Annotated in this window: 21 protein-coding genes and 1 tRNA gene; 13 read left to right on the top strand and 9 right to left on the bottom strand. The window is 61.7% G+C overall.

All coding sequences use genetic code 11. From position 1 onward, the window contains the following. Positions 1 to 245: 245 nt before the first annotated feature. Entirely contained in the window at positions 246 to 1,157 is a 912-nt protein-coding gene (locus AAAV44_RS09375) for a PHP domain-containing protein (protein ID WP_349115415.1), read from the bottom strand. 301 nt (positions 1,158 to 1,458) lie between these two features. Between AAAV44_RS09375 and larC the strand changes: the two genes are divergently transcribed. The 6 genes from larC to AAAV44_RS09405 all read left to right on the top strand — a co-directional run bounded on the left by larC (position 1,459) and on the right by AAAV44_RS09405 (position 6,871). Continuing rightward, on the top strand, positions 1,459 to 1,944 hold the full coding sequence (gene larC, locus AAAV44_RS09380) for a nickel insertion protein (protein WP_195232708.1): 486 nt from the start codon (positions 1,459 to 1,461) through the stop codon (positions 1,942 to 1,944). A 60-nt stretch (positions 1,945 to 2,004) separates the two neighbouring features. Next, positions 2,005 to 2,553, top strand: a complete 549-nt coding sequence (yfcE, locus tag AAAV44_RS09385) for a phosphodiesterase (protein WP_195232710.1) — start codon at positions 2,005 to 2,007, stop codon at positions 2,551 to 2,553. Positions 2,554 to 2,555: 2 nt separating this feature from the next. After that, on the top strand, positions 2,556 to 3,416 hold the full coding sequence (gene mazG / locus AAAV44_RS09390; protein ID WP_349115416.1) for a nucleoside triphosphate pyrophosphohydrolase: 861 nt from the start codon (positions 2,556 to 2,558) through the stop codon (positions 3,414 to 3,416). A gap of 191 nt (positions 3,417 to 3,607) precedes the next feature. Beyond that, on the top strand, positions 3,608 to 4,897 hold the full coding sequence (eno, locus tag AAAV44_RS09395; protein WP_349115417.1) for a phosphopyruvate hydratase: 1,290 nt from the start codon (positions 3,608 to 3,610) through the stop codon (positions 4,895 to 4,897). 190 nt (positions 4,898 to 5,087) lie between these two features. Next, the gene (locus tag AAAV44_RS09400) at positions 5,088 to 5,849 is read left to right on the top strand and encodes a hypothetical protein (RefSeq protein ID WP_349115418.1); all 762 of its coding nucleotides are present in this window, start codon (positions 5,088 to 5,090) and stop codon (positions 5,847 to 5,849) included. A gap of 20 nt (positions 5,850 to 5,869) precedes the next feature. After that, positions 5,870 to 6,871: a hypothetical protein gene (locus tag AAAV44_RS09405; RefSeq protein ID WP_349115419.1), complete on the top strand. Its 1,002-nt coding sequence runs from the start codon at positions 5,870 to 5,872 to the stop codon at positions 6,869 to 6,871. A gap of 145 nt (positions 6,872 to 7,016) precedes the next feature. Here AAAV44_RS09405 and AAAV44_RS09410 read toward each other — a convergent pair whose 3' ends face one another. The 3 genes from AAAV44_RS09410 to AAAV44_RS09420 form a co-directional block, all read right to left on the bottom strand. Then, entirely contained in the window at positions 7,017 to 8,318 is a 1,302-nt protein-coding gene (locus AAAV44_RS09410) for an AAA family ATPase (RefSeq protein WP_349115420.1), read from the bottom strand. Positions 8,319 to 8,761: 443 nt separating this feature from the next. Further along, positions 8,762 to 8,846, bottom strand: a tRNA-Leu gene (locus AAAV44_RS09415). Between the two features lie 31 nt (positions 8,847 to 8,877). Next, positions 8,878 to 9,501, bottom strand: a complete 624-nt coding sequence (locus AAAV44_RS09420; protein WP_349074377.1) for a hypothetical protein — start codon at positions 9,499 to 9,501, stop codon at positions 8,878 to 8,880. Between the two features lie 163 nt (positions 9,502 to 9,664). On the opposite strand from AAAV44_RS09420, the gene AAAV44_RS09425 reads away from it, so the two are divergent. Together AAAV44_RS09425 and AAAV44_RS09430 are read left to right on the top strand one after the other, a co-directional pair. Next, positions 9,665 to 9,952 carry a PTS sugar transporter subunit IIB gene (locus tag AAAV44_RS09425; protein ID WP_148332642.1) on the top strand — a complete coding sequence of 96 codons (288 nt, stop codon included), beginning with the start codon at positions 9,665 to 9,667 and terminating at the stop codon, positions 9,950 to 9,952. 11 nt (positions 9,953 to 9,963) lie between these two features. Next, positions 9,964 to 10,338 carry a VOC family protein gene (locus tag AAAV44_RS09430; RefSeq protein WP_117802785.1) on the top strand — a complete coding sequence of 125 codons (375 nt, stop codon included), beginning with the start codon at positions 9,964 to 9,966 and terminating at the stop codon, positions 10,336 to 10,338. 75 nt (positions 10,339 to 10,413) lie between these two features. Here AAAV44_RS09430 and AAAV44_RS09435 read toward each other — a convergent pair whose 3' ends face one another. The 3 genes from AAAV44_RS09435 to AAAV44_RS09445 are packed head-to-tail and all read right to left on the bottom strand — an operon-like array spanning position 10,414 to position 13,036. Continuing rightward, on the bottom strand, positions 10,414 to 11,709 hold the full coding sequence (locus AAAV44_RS09435) for a HAMP domain-containing sensor histidine kinase (protein ID WP_349115421.1): 1,296 nt from the start codon (positions 11,707 to 11,709) through the stop codon (positions 10,414 to 10,416). Then, positions 11,693 to 12,475: a response regulator transcription factor gene (locus tag AAAV44_RS09440; protein ID WP_349115422.1), complete on the bottom strand. Its 783-nt coding sequence runs from the start codon at positions 12,473 to 12,475 to the stop codon at positions 11,693 to 11,695. The genes AAAV44_RS09435 and AAAV44_RS09440 overlap by 17 nt, the downstream gene beginning before the upstream one ends. Before the next feature lie 18 nt (positions 12,476 to 12,493). Continuing rightward, positions 12,494 to 13,036 carry a DUF4342 domain-containing protein gene (locus AAAV44_RS09445; protein ID WP_349115423.1) on the bottom strand — a complete coding sequence of 181 codons (543 nt, stop codon included), beginning with the start codon at positions 13,034 to 13,036 and terminating at the stop codon, positions 12,494 to 12,496. A gap of 359 nt (positions 13,037 to 13,395) precedes the next feature. Here AAAV44_RS09445 and AAAV44_RS09450 point away from each other — a divergent pair, with 359 nt between their 5' ends. Both AAAV44_RS09450 and AAAV44_RS09455 read left to right on the top strand, forming a co-directional pair. Next, on the top strand, positions 13,396 to 13,635 hold the full coding sequence (locus AAAV44_RS09450; RefSeq protein WP_349115424.1) for a hypothetical protein: 240 nt from the start codon (positions 13,396 to 13,398) through the stop codon (positions 13,633 to 13,635). An 85-nt stretch (positions 13,636 to 13,720) separates the two neighbouring features. Next, positions 13,721 to 14,446: a metallophosphoesterase gene (locus tag AAAV44_RS09455; RefSeq protein ID WP_349115425.1), complete on the top strand. Its 726-nt coding sequence runs from the start codon at positions 13,721 to 13,723 to the stop codon at positions 14,444 to 14,446. A 15-nt stretch (positions 14,447 to 14,461) separates the two neighbouring features. Here the strand turns inward: AAAV44_RS09455 and gluQRS are convergent, their stop codons facing one another. Then, entirely contained in the window at positions 14,462 to 15,472 is a 1,011-nt protein-coding gene (gene gluQRS, locus AAAV44_RS09460; RefSeq protein WP_349115426.1) for a tRNA glutamyl-Q(34) synthetase GluQRS, read from the bottom strand. A 514-nt stretch (positions 15,473 to 15,986) separates the two neighbouring features. Here gluQRS and AAAV44_RS09465 point away from each other — a divergent pair. Next, positions 15,987 to 17,930 (top strand): DUF2207 domain-containing protein, encoded by a 1,944-nt coding sequence (locus AAAV44_RS09465; protein ID WP_349115427.1) that lies wholly within the window; start codon positions 15,987 to 15,989, stop codon positions 17,928 to 17,930. A gap of 189 nt (positions 17,931 to 18,119) precedes the next feature. On the opposite strand, the gene AAAV44_RS09470 is transcribed toward AAAV44_RS09465, so the two are convergent. Continuing rightward, positions 18,120 to 18,761 carry a GNAT family N-acetyltransferase gene (locus AAAV44_RS09470; RefSeq protein ID WP_349115428.1) on the bottom strand — a complete coding sequence of 214 codons (642 nt, stop codon included), beginning with the start codon at positions 18,759 to 18,761 and terminating at the stop codon, positions 18,120 to 18,122. A 277-nt stretch (positions 18,762 to 19,038) separates the two neighbouring features. On the opposite strand from AAAV44_RS09470, the gene purH reads away from it, so the two are divergent. After that, on the top strand, positions 19,039 to 20,646 hold the full coding sequence (purH, locus tag AAAV44_RS09475) for a bifunctional phosphoribosylaminoimidazolecarboxamide formyltransferase/IMP cyclohydrolase (RefSeq protein ID WP_349070477.1): 1,608 nt from the start codon (positions 19,039 to 19,041) through the stop codon (positions 20,644 to 20,646). A gap of 105 nt (positions 20,647 to 20,751) precedes the next feature. Then, the gene (locus tag AAAV44_RS09480; RefSeq protein ID WP_349115429.1) at positions 20,752 to 21,459 is read left to right on the top strand and encodes a hypothetical protein; all 708 of its coding nucleotides are present in this window, start codon (positions 20,752 to 20,754) and stop codon (positions 21,457 to 21,459) included. The last annotated feature ends 136 nt before the right edge of the window (positions 21,460 to 21,595 follow it).

Consider the following 21,595-nt stretch of genomic DNA (forward strand, 5'->3'; position numbering starts at 1 on the left):
GGGCAGGGACGTTCGGCCGTGCGCGGGCGCCCGGTCGGCGGCCCGTTCTGGGCGCGCCTCAATCGTAGCCCGAGACGGTCCCGGGCTGACAATTTCGACTGTAATGGACGTTCTTAAACGACTAGTCGTTTGGGACAGTCTTTGTTGGTGTAACGGGGTCATGGAAGTTGCGGTGAAATAGGGACTGTTTAAGCGCTTCATCAGGCAAAACAATCCCTATTCCACCGCAACTTATGAAGGGATGGCTAGTCGAGGGGTGTGGGTTCCCATTCGCCGGTGGGGTGGGGGATGTCGAAGGTTCGATAACCGCAGTCGTAGGCGTGGGCCTGGGCCTCGCGGATGCTCCAGCAGATATCGCAGGCGCGGTGCGCGTCCGAGCCAAAGGTGATCGGCACTTCGGCATGGGCAAAGCAGCGCAAAAGACCGGTTGCGGGGTAGTAGTCGTCCAAGCCCTTACGCGGTGCGGCCGTCGAGACCTCAACGCGGCGGCCCGTATCGTGCGCGCACTCGGCCATCTGCTGCCAAAACGGTGCGGGGTCAAAGTCGGGCGCAAAGCCTTCCTTCGAAAAGCGCATGACCAGGTCGGGATGAGCCATCACATCAAAGTTAAGGGGGCTTTCGCAAGCGTGGCACCAGTCATCGACATAGCGCTCCCACACGCCGTGCACGCCCAGGTTTTCCCAAACGTGCAGGTCGGTGTCGTCGTCGATCCAACCGCAGCGCGAATCGGGCGTATCGGGGCGTGCGACACCCTCTGTCCCTGCCGTGCCCGCAGCGCCGGCCATGATATCGCCTGGGTTGCCAATCCAATGCACGCTGCCTAGGCGTACGACGGCGCCCTGGGACCAGCGCTCAACCAAAGGCTCGCAGCCCTCGTACCAATCGCATTCAAAGCCATAGATAAGCTCGAGCTCCGGCGCGATCTGCGCGGCGAGCTTGCGGGCGTCCTCAAATGCCAGGCGATGTTCCGGCAGGTCGCCCTCGACAACCTGCACTTCGCAGTTGGCGTCCATGCTGGCGGGCAGGGTGAGATGGTCGGTCGAGACCATGACCCGACAGCCAGCGGCCGCGGCAGCGCGGACGTTTTCCTCAAACGAGGCGTGGCCGTCCGAAAACGAGGTGTGGGTATGGCAATCGACCAGCGGGCAAGCAGACATGGCGGCTCCTTTGCGTCAAGCGAATCCGCTCCATTGTAATGGTGCAGCTTTCAACACGCCGGGCACGCCGGAGCTCGAAATCGATTGTAAAGGCTGCGCGACGCGCGGTGCGGCCTCGCTTGCGCTCTCAAAACATGTACATCAGCCTCCAAAAGCTGCAGAAAATGACATGTTTGGAGGCTGATGTACATGTTTGGATAGGAGCGAGGGCGGCGACGGACGAAAGTCACGCCTGTGCCACGTCCGATGTGCTAGCGTTTGGATGAACAAAACGAGCCCGCGCGGAAAGGATCCGGACCGTATGCAATGCGATAGCACATCCCCGCTGTCCCGCGAGACCGATGCGCCCGAGACCATCGTCAAGCTGGAGTGCGACATCGACGATGCGTCGCCCGAGGTGCTCGCCTACGCTGCCGACCGCCTGCGCGAGGCGGGTGCGCGCGAGGTGCATTGGCTGCCCCTCTATTGCAAGAAAGGCCGTCCCAGTTGGCAGCTACAGGTAATCTGTGCTCACGAGGATATCGAGCGCCTGCAGACGATTATCTTTTTGGAAACCACGACCAACGGCATTCGTCGCCAGGTCATGGAGCGCGTTTGCCTGCCACGCCGCTTTGAGCGCGTAACGACGCTATGGGGCGAGGTGTCCGTCAAGGTGGCAACCCTGCCCGACGGCAGCGAGCGTGCAGCGCCCGAGTACGAGGACTGCGCCCGTCTCGCCCGCGAGCACAATGTGCCGCTCCAGCGCGTGATGCAGGCGGCACAAGCCGTGGCACTGCGATTTGAATAACGCGGCTGGTGGCGACATCCTGCGCCCAGCCATATCAACCCCATTCGAAAGGATCTCCCCATGAAATACCTCATCGCCTCCGACATCCACGGCTCGGCATATTGGGCCGAGCGCCTGGTTGCCGCCATCGAGTCCGAGCAGCCCGACCGCATCGTGCTGCTGGGCGACCTGCTCTATCACGGTCCGCGCAACGACCTGCCGCGCGATTACGCCCCCAAGCGCGTGATCCCGCTGCTCAACGCCCTGGCCGACCGCATCATCGCGGTACGCGGCAACTGCGATGCCGAGGTCGACCAGATGGTCCTCGACTTTCCCGTCATGGCCGACTACGCCACGCTGTTCGACGAGACCGGCCGCGAGCTGTTCCTGACGCACGGCCATGTCTTTGGCGCCGGCATGCACAACAGCGTCGACCACGCGCCCGCGCTGCCCGAGGGCTCCGCGCTCGTCTACGGTCATACGCACATCAAGGTCAACGAGGAAAGTGCCGCGCACCCGGGCCTGTGGCTCTTCAACCCCGGCAGTGTGAGCATTCCCAAGGACGGCACGCACAGCTACGGCATCTACGAGGGCGGTGCGTTCCGCCACGTGATCCTGGAGGAGGAATAACCATGGCGCAGCATATGGCTCAGCAAAATGCCGAGGGCTCGCGCGATCTGTCCACGCTGATAGACGCGTCGGCCGAGCTGCAGCATCTGGTGCAGACCGTCTGGCGCTTGCGTCAGCCCGACGGCTGCCCGTGGGACCGCGAGCAGACGCACCGCAGCATTGGCAAGAACATGATCGAGGAGGCCTACGAGGCGCTCGACTGCATCGAGGCGGACGACGCGGTTCACCTGCGCGAGGAGCTGGGTGACGTGCTCATGCAGGTCGTGCTGCATGCGCAGATTGCTGCTGACGCCGGCGAGTTTACGCTGGCCGACGTGGCGCACGATATCGACGCCAAGCTCATCCGCCGTCATCCGCACGTGTTTGGCGATGTAGATGCCGACAGTTCCGACGAGGTACTCAAGATTTGGGACGAGGTTAAGCTTGCCGAGAAAGCCGCCAAGGACAAGGCCGTGACGGCAGGCGAGGCTGCGCCCGAGGGCCTGCTCGACGGCGTGCCCACGCATCTACCGGCGCTGATGCAGGCGCAGAAGGTGTCGCGCAAGGCGGCTGCCGTGGGCTTTGAGTGGGAGACGGTCCAGGACGTGTGGGACGAGGTCGCCGAGGAGCGTGCCGAGTTTGAGGCCGAGGCCCCTGGCTCGCCCGAGCGCGAAATGGAGTTTGGCGATCTGCTCTTTGCCCTGGTCAACGTTGCACGCAAAGAGGGCATTGACGCCGAGAGTGCCCTTCGTGCCAGCACGGCAAAGTTCCGCCGCCGCTGGGCCGCGATGGAGCGGATGGCGGCCGATGCTCACGTGGATCTTGCCGAGCTTTCGACCCACGGCCTCAACGACCTGTGGGATGCCGCAAAGGCGGAGGAGTAAGACTGCGGGAACGACGGGCTGACACGCTTCATCGTCCCCGCTAAATTTTTCGAAAATCAAGTGTATCCCTCGGCTAACTTAGGGCATAATGCAAAAGTGCGACATGGCTAACTTATGAACCTGCGCGCCTCTACAGCGTGCAAGCCGCGTCGCCAAGCATTCAACCCGTTTCCAAGTGAGAGGGAGACAACATGAGCGATATTTTGGACGTCTACGGTCGCGAGGTGCTCGACAGCCGCGGCAATTCCACCGTCGAGGTCGAGGTCGTGCTCGAGGACGGCAGCTTTGGCCGCGCGATGGTGCCTTCGGGTGCTTCGACCGGCGCTTTCGAAGCTTGCGAGCTGCGCGACGGCGACAAGGGCCGCTACCTGGGCAAGGGCGTTTCGCAGGCCGTCGAGCACGTCAACAACGAGTGTGCTAACGCCGTCGTGGGCCTCGACGCCTTCGACCAGCGCGCCGTCGATGCCGCGCTGATTGCTGCGGACGGTACCCCCAACAAGACCAAGCTCGGTGCCAACGCCATCCTGGGCGTGTCGCTGGCCGTCGCCCGCGCCGCTGCCGAGTCGGCGGGTCTGTCGCTGTACCAGTACCTGGGCGGCGTCAACGCCCACCTGTTGCCCACGCCCATGATGAACATCCTCAACGGCGGCGTGCATGCCGACAACAACGTTGACTTCCAGGAGTTCATGATCATGCCGGTGGGCGCCCCGAGCTTTGCCGAGGGCCTGCGTTGGTGCGCCGAGGTCTACCACACCCTCAAGGGCGTGCTGCACGAGGCCGGCCTGGGCGGCGGCGTGGGCGACGAGGGCGGCTTTGCCCCCAACCTCAAGACCAATGCCGAGCCGTTCGAGTACATCACCAAGGCCGTGGAGAAGGCTGGCTTTAAGCCCGGCGTCGACTTCATGTACGCCATGGATCCGGCCTCGACCGAGTTCTACAACGCCGAGACCGGCATGTACGAGCTCAAGGGCGAGGGCGTTGAGTACACGAGCGCCCAGATGGTTGATTACTGGGAGAAGCTCATCGACACCTATCCCATCATCTCCATCGAGGACGGCATGGCCGAGGAGGACTGGGACGGCTGGGTCGAGCTTACCCGCCGCATTGGCAACAAGGTGCAGCTGGTGGGCGACGACCTGTTCGTCACCAACACCGAGCGCCTCAAGAAGGGCATCGAGCTGGGTGCCGCCAACGCGATCCTGGTCAAGGTCAACCAGATCGGCACGCTCACCGAGTCGCTCGAGGCCATCGAGACCGCCAAGGAGGCCGGTTACGCTTGCATCGTGAGCCACCGCTCCGGCGAGACCGAGGACTCCACGATCGCCGACCTGGTCGTGGGCGTCAACGCCGGCCAGATCAAGTCGGGCGCCCCGTGCCGCAGCGACCGTATCGCCAAGTACAACCAGCTCATCCGCATCGAGGACGAGCTCGAGGGCAGCGCGCGCTACGCCGGCAAGGCCGCGTTTTACAACATTCGCTAAACAAGTGGTGCGCGCGGGGGGGGGCGGGGTTGACTCGACGCCGCTCCACTTCTGATGGCCGCCATTGGGCGCTGGGCCATATGGCTCAGCGCCTTTTTTATGTCGAGCAAAGGCTGGCGAAGGCAGTGCGGGCGCTCGTGCTATAACTAAAGGACTTAGCGCAAACAAACCTCAACCGCACAAGGCGCACATGGATCAGATTTACGACAACAGGTACTATTCCGCCGGTTCGCGTGAGCCGTCGCCTCGCCGTGCGCGCACGGTGCAGCTCGGTGGGTCCGCCTACGCCGGTGCCGACCGCTCCGCGCAGCGCCCGACAAGTACCTCGCGCCCCAATGCTCAATCGAATACTTCGGCAGATGGACCGGTGCGCCCGGCACGTTCGTCGCATGCGTCGCGTCTCTCGGCCCAGACGCACGACAAATCGAGCAGGCCCTCGAGCCGTCTTTCGGGCTCGGACTTTATGCGCTACGCCAACGACAATGCGGTGGTCAAGGCGATCTATGACTTTACGCACGGTTCTCTACGTCCGCTGTTTATCGGTATCGTGGTGGTGCTGGTGCTCGTGAGCCTGTATTTCCCCGTGCGCGATCTGTACGTGGCAAAGCGTTCGAGCGATATCTTGGCCAAGCAGGTCGAGATTCGTCAGCAATACAATGATGAGCTGCAAAAAAGCGTCGACAAACTGCTCTCGGAGGAGGGCATTAAGGACGCGGCATCCGAGGACCTGGGCCTGGTTATGCCCGGCGAGACCAAAATTGACGTGCTGGGCTTGGATGACGATTCGGACTCGTCGTCGAGCAAGAAGTCGTCGAACGCCAAGAAGGCCAGCGAAGTTGCCAAGGAAATCGAAGAAGTCGGTAAGGATGCGCCGTGGTACATCCAGGCGCTCGACATGCTGTTTGGGTTTAACGGTGTCGAGGGCCAGACGGTCGTGTCCAACGGCAAATAGCGCCCGGAGGGGAGCCCGCAATGACAAATTGCAAACGCTATAAGGTGGCGGCGATCGACCTGGGAACGGTGTCGTCGCGACTGGTGTTGGCGCAGGTCGAGGCCGGGGCGATCGTGGAATCGTCCAAGCATACCGAGATCACCGACTTGGGCGAGGGCGTGGACGCGACGGGGCGCTTTTGCGAGGCGGCCGTTGAGCGCGTGCTCGTTGCGTGCCGCATGTTTGTGGACGAAGCCCGTACCTTTGGGGCCGCGTGCGTCTGCACCACCTGCACGAGTGCCGCGCGCGATGCGTCCAATGCCGCGCTGCTGCTGGACGGTCTGCGCGATCTGGGGCTCGAACCGCAGGTGATTCCGGGCGAGGTCGAGGCGCGCCTGACGTTTTTTGGCGTGGCACACGACTTTGCTGGCGAGCGCATCATCGTCGCCGATTCGGGCGGTGGCTCCACGGAGCTCGCGACGGGCGTCTATGCGCCTGAGCGCGGGGTCTTTGCGCTGGAGGGAACGCGCTCACTGGACATCGGTTGCCGTCGCGTGACGGAGCGGTTTTTCTCGGCGCTGCCGCCAACGGACAGTGAACTTGCCGCCGCTGGCGTATGGGCGGGCGAGCAGTTCGGGGCTTACTTTGAGGGCCTGCCTGTCGACTTTGAGCGCGCCGAGCGCCTCGTCGCGGTGGGCGGTACCGTTACCACGCTCGTGGCGCTGGTCCACGAACTGGAGCCGTACGACTCGAACTTTGTGCACCTGCGCGAGCTTTCGATGGAGCAGATTTCGGCCGCTATCGAGCGCATGTCTGCGTTGGATGTTGCAGGCATTGCCGCGTTGCCGGGCGTGCAGCCCAAGCGCGCGGGCGTGATTCTGGCTGGCGCCGTGGTGATCCGCGAACTCATGCGTGCCGGCGGCTACAAGACGCTCACCGTAAGCGAGAACAGCCTGCTCGCCGGTATGGCCGCCACCATCAACGAGACTCTCGACGGCGTGACCCCCACCATCGGCTGGACCCCCAACCTCAGCGCCCTCTAAATAAGTTGCGGTGAAATACGGACTAAAATCGCCCTTTCGGGCACCAAACAGTCCCTATTCCACCGCAACTCAACAGCCGGCACCTGGGGACGTTCCTTTTCTGCCGGCACCTGGGGACAGTCCTTGCGGGGCGTCCCCACAGTGCCTATGCCAGCTTGTCGATTTGCCCAATCTCCCAAAGCGGAATATTGACGAGCATGCCCTCGTCTCTATATGCCGCCAGGGAGCTCCTCACGCAACGCTCGAGTTTGAATTTTTCGCAGGCTATTTTCAGACTCTTCGCTTTAAGGTTCTCTGCCGCCTTGATCTCAAGCGGAAGCACGGTTCCCGCATGGTCGATGGCAAAGTCGGTTTCGGCATTGCCGGAGGTAGAGGACCAATACGCGGGAGTTTTGTCCTGGAGCAAAAGCTCCTGCGCGACGTATTGTTCGGTCAGCGAACCTTTGAACTCGGTAAAAACAGCGGATCCGTTAAGAACGATGGCCGGAGAGAGACCGGAGAGCGCTCCGAGGATGCCGGTGTCGATGCAGAACAGTTTGAAGCCCGAGAGGTCTTCGTAGCTCGAGAGCGGCGCCTTTAGAGCGGAAACACGTGGCACCTTATGAACGATTCCGTAGTCCGTGAGCCACTGGAGGCTTTCCTCGAAATCGCGTGCGCGCGCTCCGGGACGAAGGGCACCATAGACAAACTTCTTGTTCTCCTTTGCAAGCTGGTCGGGAAGGGATTTCCAAACCAACCTCATGCGCTCGACGATGCGGGCGGGTGCATGTTTGCCAAAATCGGATTCGTAAGCCTCGATGATTTGCTGTTGAAGCCTTCGGGCTTCGATGAAGTCGCGTGTCTCGGCGAAAGTGGAGACAACTTCGGGCATACCGCCGACAACAAGGTATTCCTTGAGCAAGTGCTCGAGCTTTTCGGTAACGTTTGCTAGAAGGTTCATGTCTGCGGCAAGGATGGCGTCGGCGAGCGGGTTGCCGTCGACGGCGCGAACGAACTCAGCAAACCCCATGGGACGCATGGTGAGCTGGTCGATTTTGCCGACGGGAAATGACTCGTTTTCGCGTCGGAGCGCGAGGCCCATATAGGAACCGGCTGCTACGATGTGGTATTCGGGTGCAAGCTCGTTGAAGTACTTGAGCGAGGTGATCCCGCGTGGCGCCTCTTGGATCTCGTCGAAGATGATGAGCGTGTCTTCCGGCGTTACGGTTTGGCCACGTAGGAGTTCTATCTGGGAGATGATGCGCTTGGGGTCGAGGTTCCCATCGAACAGCGAGCGCGTGCTCGGCTCGAGCATAAAGTCAAAACGAATGACGTTTCGATACTGCTGGCTTGCGAATTCGTTAAGAAGCCAAGTCTTTCCTGTCTGGCGGGCTCCCTTAAGCAAGAGAGGTTTGCGATTCGCCCTTGATTTCCAAGCGATAAGTTCACTCATAAGCTGTCGCTGCATATTGCCTCCCAACCCTCTCGGCTAGTATAAGGCCATTTGGGAGTTTCCATCGGAAAATGTGGGAGACAACCACGTTTTTCCATCGGAAAATGTGGGAGACAACCACGTTTTTCCATCGGAAAATGTGGGAACACCAACCTAAGTCGCGGTGGAATAGTTCCTAAATGGGCTGGTAAACTGCCAAAACAGGAACTATTCCACCGCAACTTAGAGCCCCGCCGGCGTGTAAAAGAAACGAGCCCGCATCCCTTGGGGACACGGGCTCGAAAGCTCCATATGGTAGGGGCGGTGGGACGTCCGCGCATTTGCTGCGCAAATACGCACCGGCTTCGGACGCTGCGCGTCCGCTTGACGCTCGCCCCCCCCTCGCGGGTTCGAGTCCCACCGGCATCTAAAAGAAGTGAGCCCGCATCCCTTGGGGACACGGGCTCGAAAGCTCCATATGGTAGGGGCGGTGGGACTCGAACCCACAATCCTTGCGGCGAGAGATTTTAAGTCTCCTGCGTATGCCAATTCCGCCACGCCCCCGTGAGACTAGAAGTCTAGCACAAGCCGTCCGTTACGCGTTGACGGCCATCGAGTGTTGCCCCGACTTCTCCAGGAACTCCTGGAACTTGGCTTCGTCGCCCTTGTTCTGGTACTGCAGAGCCAACAGATACTCCAAGCGGCAGCTCTTGACCTTGTCGTCACCGGCCTCCTTGAGCATGCGCTCCAGCTCGGGAATGTCGTTGTGGCGCTTGAGGATCATCGTGTCGTACATCAGTTGGCATTCGTGTGCGACTGCCTCGGCCTGGCCGCCCTCAAAGCCTTTGATCTCGTGCAGCAGCTCCTTGGACTTTTTGCGGTCCTCCTGGCCAACGTAGTAGTTAAAGGCCTTAATCACCAGGTCGACGCGCTGCATCTTGGGCAGATTGAGTCCCAGCAGCAAATCGAACATCTCGTCGGCGCGCTTGTGGTCCTCGCGCAGCAGATAGGAGTTCAGGCGCAGGTAGTCGCGGTTATAGCGCGGGTACAGCATGCTGGTGAGTTTGCCATCGAGCAAACGATCGAACTCGTCCCACTGCTTGGCAGCCATAAGCTGTTGCAGGCGCTTAAACGTGGTGCGTTTTTTTACGCTAAAGAACACCGATATGGCGATACAAATAATGACGACGGCGGTCCAGAGGGTGCGGGAATCGGGCATTTTAGAGTCCTTAGTCGCTCGTAAAGCGAGCGGTATGACAACACGTGCTAGATGTATTATACGCGGCGTGCAAGCAAACTGGCATAAAAGCGCATCGAGGCCGAGCGCCATCGCTCGCTGCGGTACACTTACCTAAAGTAAACCATGAAGGGAGACATTACCTATGAAGAAGATTGTTTTGGCTTGCGGTGCTGGCGCTGCTACTTCCACGCTCGTTGCCCAGAAGGTCGCCACCATGCTCGACGCCAACGGTTACGCCGACAAGTACGAGATCGTGCAGTGCGCCATCTCCGAGGCCAAGGACGTTTGCGACGAGGGCGCCGATCTGCTGATCGCCACCACCGTTGCCCCCGAGGGCCTCACCTGCCCGTACGTGAGCGGCGTTCCCTTCATGACCGGCATGAACCGCGTCGCTGCCGAGAAGGCCGTTCTTGACGTCATGGCTCAGTAGGCGCTGACTGCATGAGTGAGCAGAACGCCAATCCGGTCGAGCTCTTTGGCATGCGCGTTGCCCATGTGGGCATTAACGCCACCGACCCGGCAGACGCCCTGGAGATCGCGGAGCTGTTCTCGACGATGATGGGTCTGCCCGTTATCGAGACCCCGGTTTCGTACTTTAACGATTCGCTGGTCGAGGTCATGAAGCAGAATGGTCGTGGCACCAAGGGCCACATCGGCTTTGCCGTCAACGACATTGATGCGGCCGAGAAGTGGTTTGCCGAGCGCGGGCTCGAGGTCAACGAAGAGTCGCGCGCGCTGCTGCCCGACGGTAGCACCAAGCTCGTGTACTTTAAGCGCGAGTTCGCCGGTTTCGCCGTGCATCTGTGCCGCGAGTAGCGCACAAGCTGCCATAGCTAGCAAAAAGGGATAGGGCCGTGTGGCCCTATCCCTTTATTTATGCCGAGGGGCTTCCTAGCGCGGCAGGCGAATCGTAAAGCGGCTGCCGACGCCCTCGACTGAGGTCACGCCAATGACGCCGCCATGGCTATCGACGATCCACTTGGCAATGGCAAGCCCCAGACCCGAGCCCTGTGCGCCGGCATCGCGTGCATTGTCGGCGCGGTAGAACCGTTCAAACGCGTGAGCTGCGGATTCCTGGTTCATGCCGATGCCCTCGTCCTCAACGCTTATGTCGATCGTGCCCGCGCCCGCATCCGGCGCTACGCCAAATGTGACGGTCGTTCCCGCATCCGAGTACTTGGCGGCGTTTTGCACGATCACGCGCAGAGCCTGCTTCACGAGCGCCACGTCGACGGGCGCGTCGCAGCGCGGGTCGCTGACAAGCGCAGCGTCAAAGGCCAGCCGATACGTGTGCTCGGTATCGATCATCTGCGATTCCTCGCATACCTCGTCGACCAGTGCGGCAAGGTTGGTATTTGCGCGCCGCAGGACCGTGCGCCCGGCATCGCCGCGCGCCAAAAACAGCAGCTGCTCCACGAGCTCTTGCATGTGCTCGCTTTCGGCCTTGAGGGACGCGATAGATTCTGCCAGCACGTCCGGGTCGTCTTTGCCCCAGCGATCGAGTATGTTTACGTAGCCCTGAATCACCGCGATGGGCGTGCGCAGCTCGTGGCTCGCATCGTTGACAAAGCGCATTTGCTGCAGTTTGGCCTCTTGCATCTGGCGCAGTAGGCGGTTGAGTGCAACCTCGATGCTTGCCAGGTCGGCGTCGCCGGTAGTGACGCTCGGCGAGTCGACGCTTGCGCGCTCGATGGCCTGCTCCAGTGTTTCCATCTTGCCGCCGGAGAGCTGCATACGGCCGAGCTCGTCCACGCGCAAGGCCAGGTCGTTGAGCGGTGCCATGGTGCGGCGCACGCGACGGGCGCCGCCGAGCATGTCGAGCACGCTGATGACCTGCCAACCCACAACGACAAGGTAGAGAGGCCATAGCGTGATGAGGTCCTGTGCGAGGGGAAAAGTCTTGGTGGTACGCGCAAGCTCGACGGTATAGGTGAGCGTTGCCAGGTCCCAGCCGTGCGCGGGCGTCAGCGACATGCCTTGAACGGCGGCGCCGGGGATCCATTCTGCGGTAAAAGCGCCGTCGGGCAGCGTCTGGTTGTATCCATAGACGAGGATCGTCGCCGCAATCACCATCAGCAGCAGATCGAGCCAGACGTAGCTCATCAGGCGGCGCCACATATAGCCCCAGTTGATGGCGCGGGCGATGGAGGTGACGCGCTTGGCCTCGGCGTTACGCACGGCAGACATAGCCCACCCCGCGCACGGTTTGGATGATGCGGGCGCCGCCGGCGTCTTCGATCTTGGCACGCAGGTGCGCGATGTGCACGTCAACGTTGTTGGTGTCGCCCACGTATTCGTAGCCCAGCGCCTCGTGCGCAATGCGCTCGCGCGTGAGTACGGTTTCGGCGTGCGCCATAAGCAGGGCGAGGACATCGAACTCGCGGGCCGTGAGCGCGATGGGCGAGCCGGCGACTGTGACTTCGCGGCGGTCGGGGTCGAGCGCAACCGGGCCAATGGTGAGCGCGGTGGGGGAGGGCACGGCGACTTGGGCCGAGTCACCAGCCGGGGGTATCGCAGCGGCGTCTCCGCCCGCACCGGCCGCCATGCCCGTCCCGGCCCCAACGCCACCAACGCCCGAAGCCGCCCGCACGGCCTCCGAGCGCTTCAGCGCCACGCGGATCCGTGCGAACAGCTCCTCAATCGCAAACGGCTTGGTCAGGTAATCGTCGGCGCCGGCATCGAGCCCGGCTACCTTGTCCATCACGGCATCGCGCGCGGTGACCATAATCACCGGCACATCCTTGTGCTTGCGGACACGCCGCAAGACCTCCATGCCGTTGAGCTGCGGCAACAGCACATCGAGCAGAATCAGATCGTAGTCGCGCTCCAGCGCCAGGTCCACGGCGGTGCGGCCGTCGGCGGCGTGCTCCACCTGGTAGCCCTCGTGCTCCAGCTCGAGCGTCACAAAGCGGGCGATTTTCTCCTCGTCCTCTACGATCAGGATTCGTGCCATACGTGCCCCCGTCTGCGATTACTTGTCGTCGTTCAGATTTTGCTTGATGTCGTCCGCGGCGTCGGCGGCGTGATTCATAAGGTTGTTGATGCTGCCGGGCACGTCGCCGTCGCTGTCGATGCGGTAGCGCATGCCAAAGAACAGGCCAATCAGCATCAGCCATATCGTGGTGCCCCAAGCAAACAGCGCGACGATGGGGATCAGGATGGGGATGTTGAGGATGATCGCATCGCGGCGCGTGGCAATAAACTTGGTGTCCAGGCTCAGGCGGAAGAGCTTTTTGAGGTACTCCCACACGCTGTCCATCTTCTTGGAGAAGTCGGTCTTTTCGCTCGACTTTTCGTAGGCGGCCTGCGCGGCGACCATCTCGGCCGAGGGCTCATCGACCGGCACGGACTCGGTGGCGGCGTGCGCCGACGTGGTTTGCGTCTTGCCCTGCGACTCGAGCCAAATGATGGCATCCAGAACGTTACCGTCGGCGGCGTCGAGCGCGGCCTTGGCATCGGTGTAGCTCACGTTGCACTTGGTGCGAATGGTTTCAACTTTTTCGAGGTCGTCCATGACCTGTCCTTTCGTTCGATGGGCGCGACGCCGGGCGATCTGCCCAGGCGCGAGCGTAGCGTTCGGCGGCCTGCGTTGCGCGGCGCCGCCCCGCCCCTTGTTCGAACTCTATAGTGCAGGTTATAGATTAAGCGATTCTTGAGCCAAGATTAATGTTGGATGAGTTTTTGGGTAGCGGTGGGAAAAGTATTAGACCTCGATAGCGGGGGATGTGGTGCCGGTGCAAAACGGCGTCAAAGGTTGGTCGAGCAGGCGGTTTCTCCATTGATGTCCGCACAGCATGTGACACTTACCCTGCCGCCCCGCTCTGCCGCGGCGGCATGCGTCTGAACAACGACCCTCTAAGGAGTTCGATACCGATGAGTGACAACGCAAAGCATCTCGCAAAGAAGTGCGTTAAGGACGCGGGGCCGTGCCTCGCGCTGTGCGTAGCCGGCGCAGCGGTCGCGCTGCTGGCTGTTCTGGGGCCGTTCGACGTGCTCCGAAGTGCCAGCTTTCTGCATGTTTGCATGGCTCTTGCCGGCGCCATGATGACCGGCGGCGTGCTCGATCTGATCTTTTGGGTGTTTGACCCGTTTGGATGGAAGAGCGAGGGGTAGGTCCCAAAGGATGGAAGGGCTGGAACGGTTGACTTAGTGATCGTGCAGAATGTGGGCTAGCGACTTACAGGGAAGTGGTGATCCGATGACGGTCTATGTGACGGGCGATGTTCACGGCGGCGTCGACATGCAAAAGCTGCGCGACTGGGAGCTTGGGGATAGTCTGACGAGCGACGACTATCTCATCATCGCGGGCGACTTTGGCTTTCCGTGGGATTTTTCTGCCGAGGAGTGCTCCGACATCGCTTGGCTGGAGTCGCGCCCCTATACCATGCTGTTTGTCGACGGCAACCACGAGCGCTTCGACCATTGGGCGGAGCGTCCCATGGAGCTGTGGCACGGTGGGCTGACGCAACGCCTGTCGGATACCTCTCCCATACGGCGCCTGACGCGCGGCGAGGTTTTTGAACTCGATGGCTCAACGATCTTTACCATGGGCGGTGCCACGAGCGTGGATAAGGAATACCGCATTCCGTATTCCAGCTGGTGGCCGCAGGAACTGCCGGACGAGCGCAACTTTGAGGAGGCGCGGACAAAGCTCGACAGCGTGGGCTGGAAGGTCGACTACGTGATCACTCACACTTGCTCTACGCGCATGCTTTCGCCCACGCTTTATCCGGCGCCCGGCTGGGATTGCCCCGGCGTTGATCGACTTACGGCGTTTTTCGATGAGCTGGAAGATCGCTTGGACTACAAGTGCTGGTACTACGGGCATTTTCATCGGGATGCCAACCCGGCCGAGCGCCATACCGTGCTCTACGACTGCATCGTTCGCCTGGGCGACGAACTTCAACCCTGGGATGTTGCGTAGCGGCAAGGCGTTTGGCTAATCGGCCGTTACGGTGATGTTTTCCCGGTGCGCGCGGATAACATCCCAGCTAAAGTGCTCGACCAGCTGCTTGGCAGAGCGCGGCGTGGTGTCCGGCGCGATGCCTGTTTGCCCGGCGAGCCATCCCAACAGTGCCTCGGGTGTGCCAAAGCGGGTGCGGAGCTCGCCCAGGTCCAGATCGCGATCGCGCTTGGAAAGGCGGCGGCCGTCCGGTGACATGAGCAGCGGAATGTGCGCGTAGTGCGGCGTGGGCAGTCCCAGCAGATGTTGCAGATAGATCTGGCGCGGCGTGGAACCAAGCAGGTCGCATCCGCGTACGATCTCGGTGACGCCCATGGCAGCGTCGTCGACCACCACGGCCAGCTGATAGGCAAACACGCCGTCGCTGCGGCGCACCAAAAAGTCACCGCACTCGGTGGCGAGTGCTTCGCATTGGGCTCCGTACGTGCGGTCCACGAATTCGATCACGTCGCTGGCGAGGTCGTCGACGGTGGGCACGCGCAGGCGCGTGGCCGGAGCACGCAGGGCACTGCGGCGGGTGATTTCATCAGCAGAAAGACCTCTGCAGGCGCCGCGGTAGATGGGCGTGCCGTCGCTGGCGTGCGGCGCGCTCGCGGCGTGGAGTTCGGCACGCGTGCAAAAACAGGGATAGGTGAGGCCGGCGTCTTGCAGCTGGCGCAGGGCGTCCTCGTACAGATTCAGGCGATCGTGCTGGTAGTAGGGGCCTTCGTCCCACTCGAGCCCCAGCCAGGTCAGATCGTCAATCAGTTGAGCGGCAAGTTCCGGGCGCTTGCAGCGATCGTCCAGGTCCTCGATGCGCAGCACGATGCTGCCGCCCTGGCTGCGGGCCGAAAGCCACGAGCACAGGCAGCTGAACACGTTGCCCAGGTGCATGCGGCCCGAGGGCGACGGGGCGAAACGGCCCACGACGGGCGCGGGGACGGGGGCGGGTGGCGTCGCTGGCGCGTCCGCGGCGGGCGTTGCTATGTTGCGAGCTTCGATATCCATGCGGACGAGTATAGCGCGGGACGCGATGGGGAGGCGTCGCTGTGGTCCGTAAGTTGTCGGGGCCCCACATTGCGTGTGACGGCTGCAGACTCGGTGCTTTGATTCCCGTCCATCAACTTGGCACCTTAGACGACAGAAACCCCGGCAGCTCTTCGCAACTGCCGGGGTTTCCGCGGAAAAGGGGGACATGATCCTCGAGCGAACGGCAAAGGGGCAAACCGTTTTCGCTCAACTGCTTTATGCCCCTCGGCTGGCGGCTCAATCAGCGCGTGCCGTGCCCACACAAAGCCGCTACACCTGTGACGGGGCTGTGAAGTGGTATCTATTGCTGGCGCAGGCCATGCCAAGGGTGTCCCTAATGACTAGTCATTTAAGAACGTCCCCAATGACTAGCTGCCGGGGTGCGGGTGTGACTTTCATCCCGTTTGGCGCTCCGGTCGCCTAGATGTTCGTCATGTGCGCCCGTAAACGTGGGACAATGGCGTTACTGGTATCACAGACAAAGGATGTGCCCATGAACGACCCCGTTGCCAAAACCTGTCGGCAGCGCCGCCTGTTTGCGCGATTTGCTTCCGTCTGCGCACTCGTCGCGCTTGCATTGCTGCTACTGCCCGCCGCCGCACACGCCGACGGTTATTCCATGACCCAGACCTATATCAGTGCCACGGTTGAAGCCGATGGATCGCTGACCGTTGTCGAGGGACGCCAGTTTGATTTCGACGACGACATCAACGGCGTGTTTTGGGAGATCAATACGGGCGCCAACCAGCAGGGCGGCACGGCGGGCGTCGATGTGCTGAGTGTCGAGGAAGAGGACACCGCGTTTAACAAAGTCGATAGCGCGAACAAGGGCGACTCTGGCGTCTATACGGTCGAGCAGACCGGTGACGGCGTAAGGATTAAGGTGTTCAGCCCTCACGAGAGCGGCGACAGCGCGACCTATTACGTGAGCTATACCATGACCGGTGCGGTTATGAACTGGGCCGATACCGCCGAGCTCTACTGGAAGTTTGTGGGCGACGGCTGGTCTGCGGATTCCGATGACGTCGAGATGGAAGTGCGCTTCGCAAATGCCACTGCCGGGACGGCGGCCGTCAAAGGCGATAACTTCCGCGCATGGGGCCACGGTCCGCTGACGGGCGACGTGTCGCTCGATGCGGACGAACCCATGGTCACCTATACCATTCCCTGCGTGCATCAGGGCGAATTCGCCGAGGCACGCATCGCCTTCCCTAGCGACTGGGTGCCGCAGCTTGCCGCTTCGGGCGAAGAGCGCATGTCAACGATCCTGAGCGAAGAGAAGGAATGGGCCGACGAAGCTAACGCCCGCCGCGCTCACGCTCGCATGATTGCCAATGCACTTGCCGTGCTAAGTGTTGTTGCGGCGGTGGCCTTTACCGGCACAATCGTTATGCTCAAGCTGCGCAAGCGCAAGCCCAAGCCGTTTTTCCAGGACGAATATTTCCGCGATGTGCCTTCGGCCGACCATCCCGCCGTGCTTTCGGCCCTCATGAGCTGGAACGAGGTGCCCGATCAGGCATATATCGCCACGCTTATGAAGCTCACCGACGACCGTGTGATCAAGCTGGAGCAGGCGACCGTGACCAAGGCCAAGAAGGGTCTGTTGGGGCGTGAAAAAGAAGAGCAGACGTATCGCGTGACGGTGAGTGATGCGGGCTGGAAGTCGGCCAAGGGCATTGACCACATGGTGCTCAAGGTCTTCTTTGCCGGTGCTAAGCCTGACGAGAACGGTGACCGTTCGCGCACGTTCGACGAGCTGCAGCACTACGTCAAGCAGCACGCTACACCCGTGGGTGATAAGCTCGAGGACTATCAGAACACCGTTAAGGGCAAGCTGGCCGATAGCGAGTACGTTGCCTCGGACGGCATTGTTGCAATGGTGTTTTGCCTGGTTCTTGGTATCCTGATTGCCTTTGTTCCCGTGGGATCCATCTTCTTTACCGATGGCGCACAGGCGAACATTACCGCCGCGGTTATCTCGGTGCCGATTGTGCTGGTGGGTATCGGCGTGGGCCTTACGTTCCGCCGCTTTACGCCGGAGGGCGCCGAGGTGGCGGCTCGCTGCAAGGCACTTAAGCATTGGCTCGAGGACTTCACGCGTCTAAAGGAAGCCGTCCCCGGCGATCTGGTGCTGTGGAACAAGCTGCTGGTGATGGGCGTGGCGCTGGGCGTTTCCAAGGAAGTGCTGCGTCAGCTTGCCGAGGCCGTGCCGCCCGAGGTGCGCGAGGCCGACGGCTTCTATGACAATTATCCCTGCTACTGGTGGTACTACCATCATTACGGTACCGAGTCCCCGCTCGATTCATTCGATGATGTGTATCACGAGACCATCCGTGGGCTGGCGTCGAGTTCCGATAGCTCGAGCGGCGGCGGTGGTGGCGGCTTCTCGGGCGGCGGCGGAGGCGGCGTCGGCGGAGGCGGCGGCGGAACGTTCTAACGGTCCTAAATTACGGGATGGGCTTTTCTCGACAGCCGTCGGGGGAAGCCCATCCCCTTTTTATGCGCTACCTACGAAGACTGTCCCCAGCGACTAGTCATTTAAGAACGTTCCCAACGACTAGGTGTGGTTGCTGCCAAGGAGTGTCCCGGGGTGCCGGCATAAAAGGAACGTCCCTAACTGCCAGGTTTAGGCTGTTAGATCGAGTTCGTAGAGGAAGCTTTCGCGCGGCATGTCGTGACGGCGCTCTTCGCGGTTGGCGCGGTGCGTGGCCGTGCGCTTAAAGCCGTGCAGCTCGTAGAACTTCCACGAGCAGTTGGAGTCGGTGTACAGGTGCGCCCTCGTCGCTCCAAGCGAGGACAGGTGCGAGACCGCGGCATCGAGCAGAACCGTGCCAACGCCCAGGCCATGGACATCGCGATCCACGGCAAGCAGCGTGACCTCGTTGTCGTGCGGCAACGGGCTGCTCTCGAGCAGGCGGTTGTTGGTCCGGATGGTTGCGCGCACAAACGAGAGGTACTCGGCGCAGGCATCGGGCTCCAGCTCACGCATCTGCGATAGCAGCGCGCGTTCGGTATCCATCCAATGTTCCTTAACGGTGGCGCCGGAGCTCTGTCCTGCGCGTGCAAGCGCAATGCCGCGTGCCTGGCCGTCGATTACGGCAACCTGCGAAAACGTCGACGACGAAAGGCAATAGGCGAGGTCGCACGCGGCCTCAAGGCGGTTGTACTCATCGTTATCCGAATTGTTATGCCAAAGCTGCTGCAGAATCAGCGCGATGGCGTCGAAGTCTTCGGTATCAAACGGTCGGTAGAGAACCCGCGAGACCATGGTGCCTCTTTCTTTTGCGGATGCATATCGAGCACAGTTCTACCACGCCATTGGCATCTAATTATGGTGCCCCTGTGTTCCATGAACTCACCGTGCCCGGTGCCATGCCCATCCCCTCCGCTCGCAAACTTTTTCTGCACATGCGCCCGTTGCGGGGTGCATCGATGCGCTCGATGCGCTACATTAAATCAGTATTTTCAATGCCGCTGCGCGAGCGCTGCAGATCGACGTATCACCGACTCACAGAGCACGGCGGCGTACCAGACAGGAGGACTGCATGGGATCTGATGTGAAGATCGCACGCGCGTTGATCTCGGTTACCGATAAGACGGGCGTCGTCGATTTCGCACGGACGCTGGTTGACGACTTTGGCGTCGAGATCATCTCTACGGGTGGCACGGCTCGTGCCATCGAGGACGCGGGCATTCCCGTAACCCCCATCGAGGAGTTCACGGGCTATCCCGAGATGATGGACGGCCGCGTTAAGACCCTGCACCCCAAGGTTCATGGCGCGCTGCTGGCCCGCCGCGATTCCGAGCAGCACATGCAGGAGGCCGCTCAGCACGGCATTAAGCTGATCGACCTGGTCGTCGTCAACCTGTACGAGTTCGAGAAGACCGTCGCCAACCCCGAGGTCACCTTCGCGGACGCCATCGAGCACATCGACATCGGTGGCCCCTCCATGCTGCGTTCTGCCGCCAAGAACGCCACGAGCGTTACCGTCATTTCCGACCCGGCCGATTATGATGCCGTCCTGGCCGAGATGCACGAGACCGGTGGCTGCACCACGCTTTCCACCCGTCGTCGCCTGCAGGTGAAGGTCTACCAGACCACCGCCGCCTACGACACGGCTATCTCCCGTTGGCTTGCCGCCCAGGCAAGCGATGTGGCGGACACCTCTGCCAAGCTCGAGATCTCGCTGGAGAAGGTCGACGACCTGCGCTATGGCGAGAATCCTCAGCAGAAGGCTACGGTCTACCGCTTCGCCGAGGGCTGCGAGAACACCGCGAGCTCGCAGTTCCCGCTCGTGGGCTCCGAGCAGATCCAGGGCAAGCCGCTCAGCTACAACAACTATCTGGATGCCGACGCCGCCTGGAACCTGGTCCGCGAGTTTGACGAGCCGGCCTGCGTAATCCTCAAGCACCAGAACCCCTGCGGTTCCGCCGTTGCCGAGGACATCACGGCTGCCTACGACCGCGCCTTCGCCTGCGATCCCAAGAGCGCCTTTGGCGGCATCATCGCTTGCAACCGCGAGGTTCCCTTTGATCTGGTTGAGCACTTTGCCGATCAGAACAAACAGTTCGTCGAGGTCATCATCGCCCCGAGCTACACCGCCGAGGCGCTCGAGCGCATGGCCAAGCGCCCCAACCTGCGCGTGTTGGCGACCGGCGGCGTGGACCACGGCGCCCAGGTGGAGCTGCGCTCCGTCGACGGCGGCATGCTGGTGCAGGAGGTCGACCACGTGACCGAGGATCCTGCGACCTTTACGTTCCCCACCGACCGCAAGCCCACCGACGCCGAGATGGCCGAGCTTGAGTTTGCCTGGAAGGTCTGCAAGGGCGTTAAGTCCAACGCCATCCTGGTCTCCAAGGGTAAGGCCGGCATTGGCATGGGCCCGGGTCAGCCTAACCGCGTTGACTCTGCGCTACTTGCCTGCGAGCGCGCCGAGGACTTCTGCGAGCGCGAGGGCGTGGAGAAGGGCGGCTTTGCCTGTGCAAGCGACGCGTTCTTCCCGTTCCGCGACAACGTCGACGTGCTTGCCGCACACGGCGTGACCTGCATCATCCAGCCCGGCGGCTCCAAGCGCGATGACGAGAGCATTCAGGCCTGCAACGAGCACAATATTGCTATGGTCTTTACCGGCGCCCGCCACTTTAGGCACTAAGTTTCGCCCCGGAACAAAATAATCTCTGCAAAAGACGGCTGCTCCGTTTGGAGGGCCGTCTTTTTGGTATAAGAGGACGGAATGACTAACACGAAAGGTACAACCATGCCCCAGATTGATGATGCCGAGCTGTTTGGCAATGCCGAGGATCAGCGTGCGTACGAGGACTTTTGCGCCAATCAGGAGGCGGTCGAGAAGTTTACGCTCGACAAGCCCGCGCTTGTCTGCCGTTGGCGCATGTCCAATAAAAAGGTGCCCATGCTCAACCGCCACATTCGCGCACTGTCCGAGCGCCTGGTGCAGGGCGAGCCGCTTACCCATAACATGCTCAGCTGGGCCAAACAGCACGTTGAGTGGTCGCTTGCCGAGGGCGATTACACTGCGCACGACGGCGTACTCATGCTGGTGATCGACATCAACGGCAACGCCGCCATGACGGTGGGGGAGTACGAGCCGCTCGCCGATACGTCGGCCAAGGCGCTGCGTGCCCGTTCCGCCGAGGCCCGCTCCGAGGCCGACGAGACCGGCGTGGCGCCCGAGTTGCTCGCCGCCGTCGATAACGGCGAGCTGGCCTTTGTGGCGCCGGCGGACGAGTGCCTGTGCGGCACGGCGACGCTCATCGATCAGCTGGCCCAGACCAAGGGCATCCCGGTCACGCGCGTAGACATTCCCGCGCAGCTCAAGGGTGCGCTGTTTCTGGTGAGCGACGAGCACGGCGTGGTCCCCGCTGCCGAGGCGGACGCCGCCGAGGCGGACGCCGCTACGGTCGCCTTCTTCGCCGAAGGCTACGAAAAGCTCCGTGCCCGCCGCTAAATGATGTTTCTGGGACGTGTCTCTATAGTTTTGTCAACCGCGTGCTTCGCGCCATTTCGGCATGACGCATCCGGGCATCTGGCGCCCCCGCTTGGTTTCCTCTTCGGTTGATCCCGCCGCCCGCTAGGCCGCGTAC

This window comes from Collinsella sp. CLA-AP-H1 (assembly GCF_040092945.1).
Classification (GTDB): Bacteria; Actinomycetota; Coriobacteriia; order Coriobacteriales; family Coriobacteriaceae; genus Collinsella.

Bases quoted from the DNA above. Each gene is read 5' to 3' on its own strand.
- AAAV44_RS09440 (WP_349115422.1), bottom strand. From the start codon at position 12,475: ATGGCACGAATCCTGATCGTAGAGGACGAGGAGAAAATCGCCCGCTTT.
- eno (WP_349115417.1), top strand. From the start codon at position 3,608: ATGAGCGATATTTTGGACGTCTACGGTCGCGAGGTGCTCGACAGCCGC.
- AAAV44_RS09480 (WP_349115429.1), top strand. From the start codon at position 20,752: ATGCCCCAGATTGATGATGCCGAGCTGTTTGGCAATGCCGAGGATCAG.
- AAAV44_RS09405 (WP_349115419.1), top strand. From the start codon at position 5,870: ATGACAAATTGCAAACGCTATAAGGTGGCGGCGATCGACCTGGGAACG.
- larC (WP_195232708.1), top strand. From the start codon at position 1,459: ATGCAATGCGATAGCACATCCCCGCTGTCCCGCGAGACCGATGCGCCC.
- AAAV44_RS09455 (WP_349115425.1), top strand. From the start codon at position 13,721: ATGACGGTCTATGTGACGGGCGATGTTCACGGCGGCGTCGACATGCAA.
- gluQRS (WP_349115426.1), bottom strand. From the start codon at position 15,472: ATGGATATCGAAGCTCGCAACATAGCAACGCCCGCCGCGGACGCGCCA.
- AAAV44_RS09410 (WP_349115420.1), bottom strand. From the start codon at position 8,318: ATGCAGCGACAGCTTATGAGTGAACTTATCGCTTGGAAATCAAGGGCG.
- AAAV44_RS09470 (WP_349115428.1), bottom strand. From the start codon at position 18,761: ATGGTCTCGCGGGTTCTCTACCGACCGTTTGATACCGAAGACTTCGAC.
- AAAV44_RS09465 (WP_349115427.1), top strand. From the start codon at position 15,987: ATGAACGACCCCGTTGCCAAAACCTGTCGGCAGCGCCGCCTGTTTGCG.
- mazG (WP_349115416.1), top strand. From the start codon at position 2,556: ATGGCGCAGCATATGGCTCAGCAAAATGCCGAGGGCTCGCGCGATCTG.
- purH (WP_349070477.1), top strand. From the start codon at position 19,039: ATGGGATCTGATGTGAAGATCGCACGCGCGTTGATCTCGGTTACCGAT.
- AAAV44_RS09425 (WP_148332642.1), top strand. From the start codon at position 9,665: ATGAAGAAGATTGTTTTGGCTTGCGGTGCTGGCGCTGCTACTTCCACG.
- AAAV44_RS09435 (WP_349115421.1), bottom strand. From the start codon at position 11,709: ATGTCTGCCGTGCGTAACGCCGAGGCCAAGCGCGTCACCTCCATCGCC.
- AAAV44_RS09430 (WP_117802785.1), top strand. From the start codon at position 9,964: ATGAGTGAGCAGAACGCCAATCCGGTCGAGCTCTTTGGCATGCGCGTT.
- AAAV44_RS09445 (WP_349115423.1), bottom strand. From the start codon at position 13,036: ATGGACGACCTCGAAAAAGTTGAAACCATTCGCACCAAGTGCAACGTG.
- AAAV44_RS09450 (WP_349115424.1), top strand. From the start codon at position 13,396: ATGAGTGACAACGCAAAGCATCTCGCAAAGAAGTGCGTTAAGGACGCG.
- yfcE (WP_195232710.1), top strand. From the start codon at position 2,005: ATGAAATACCTCATCGCCTCCGACATCCACGGCTCGGCATATTGGGCC.
- AAAV44_RS09420 (WP_349074377.1), bottom strand. From the start codon at position 9,501: ATGCCCGATTCCCGCACCCTCTGGACCGCCGTCGTCATTATTTGTATC.
- AAAV44_RS09400 (WP_349115418.1), top strand. From the start codon at position 5,088: ATGGATCAGATTTACGACAACAGGTACTATTCCGCCGGTTCGCGTGAG.
- AAAV44_RS09375 (WP_349115415.1), bottom strand. From the start codon at position 1,157: ATGTCTGCTTGCCCGCTGGTCGATTGCCATACCCACACCTCGTTTTCG.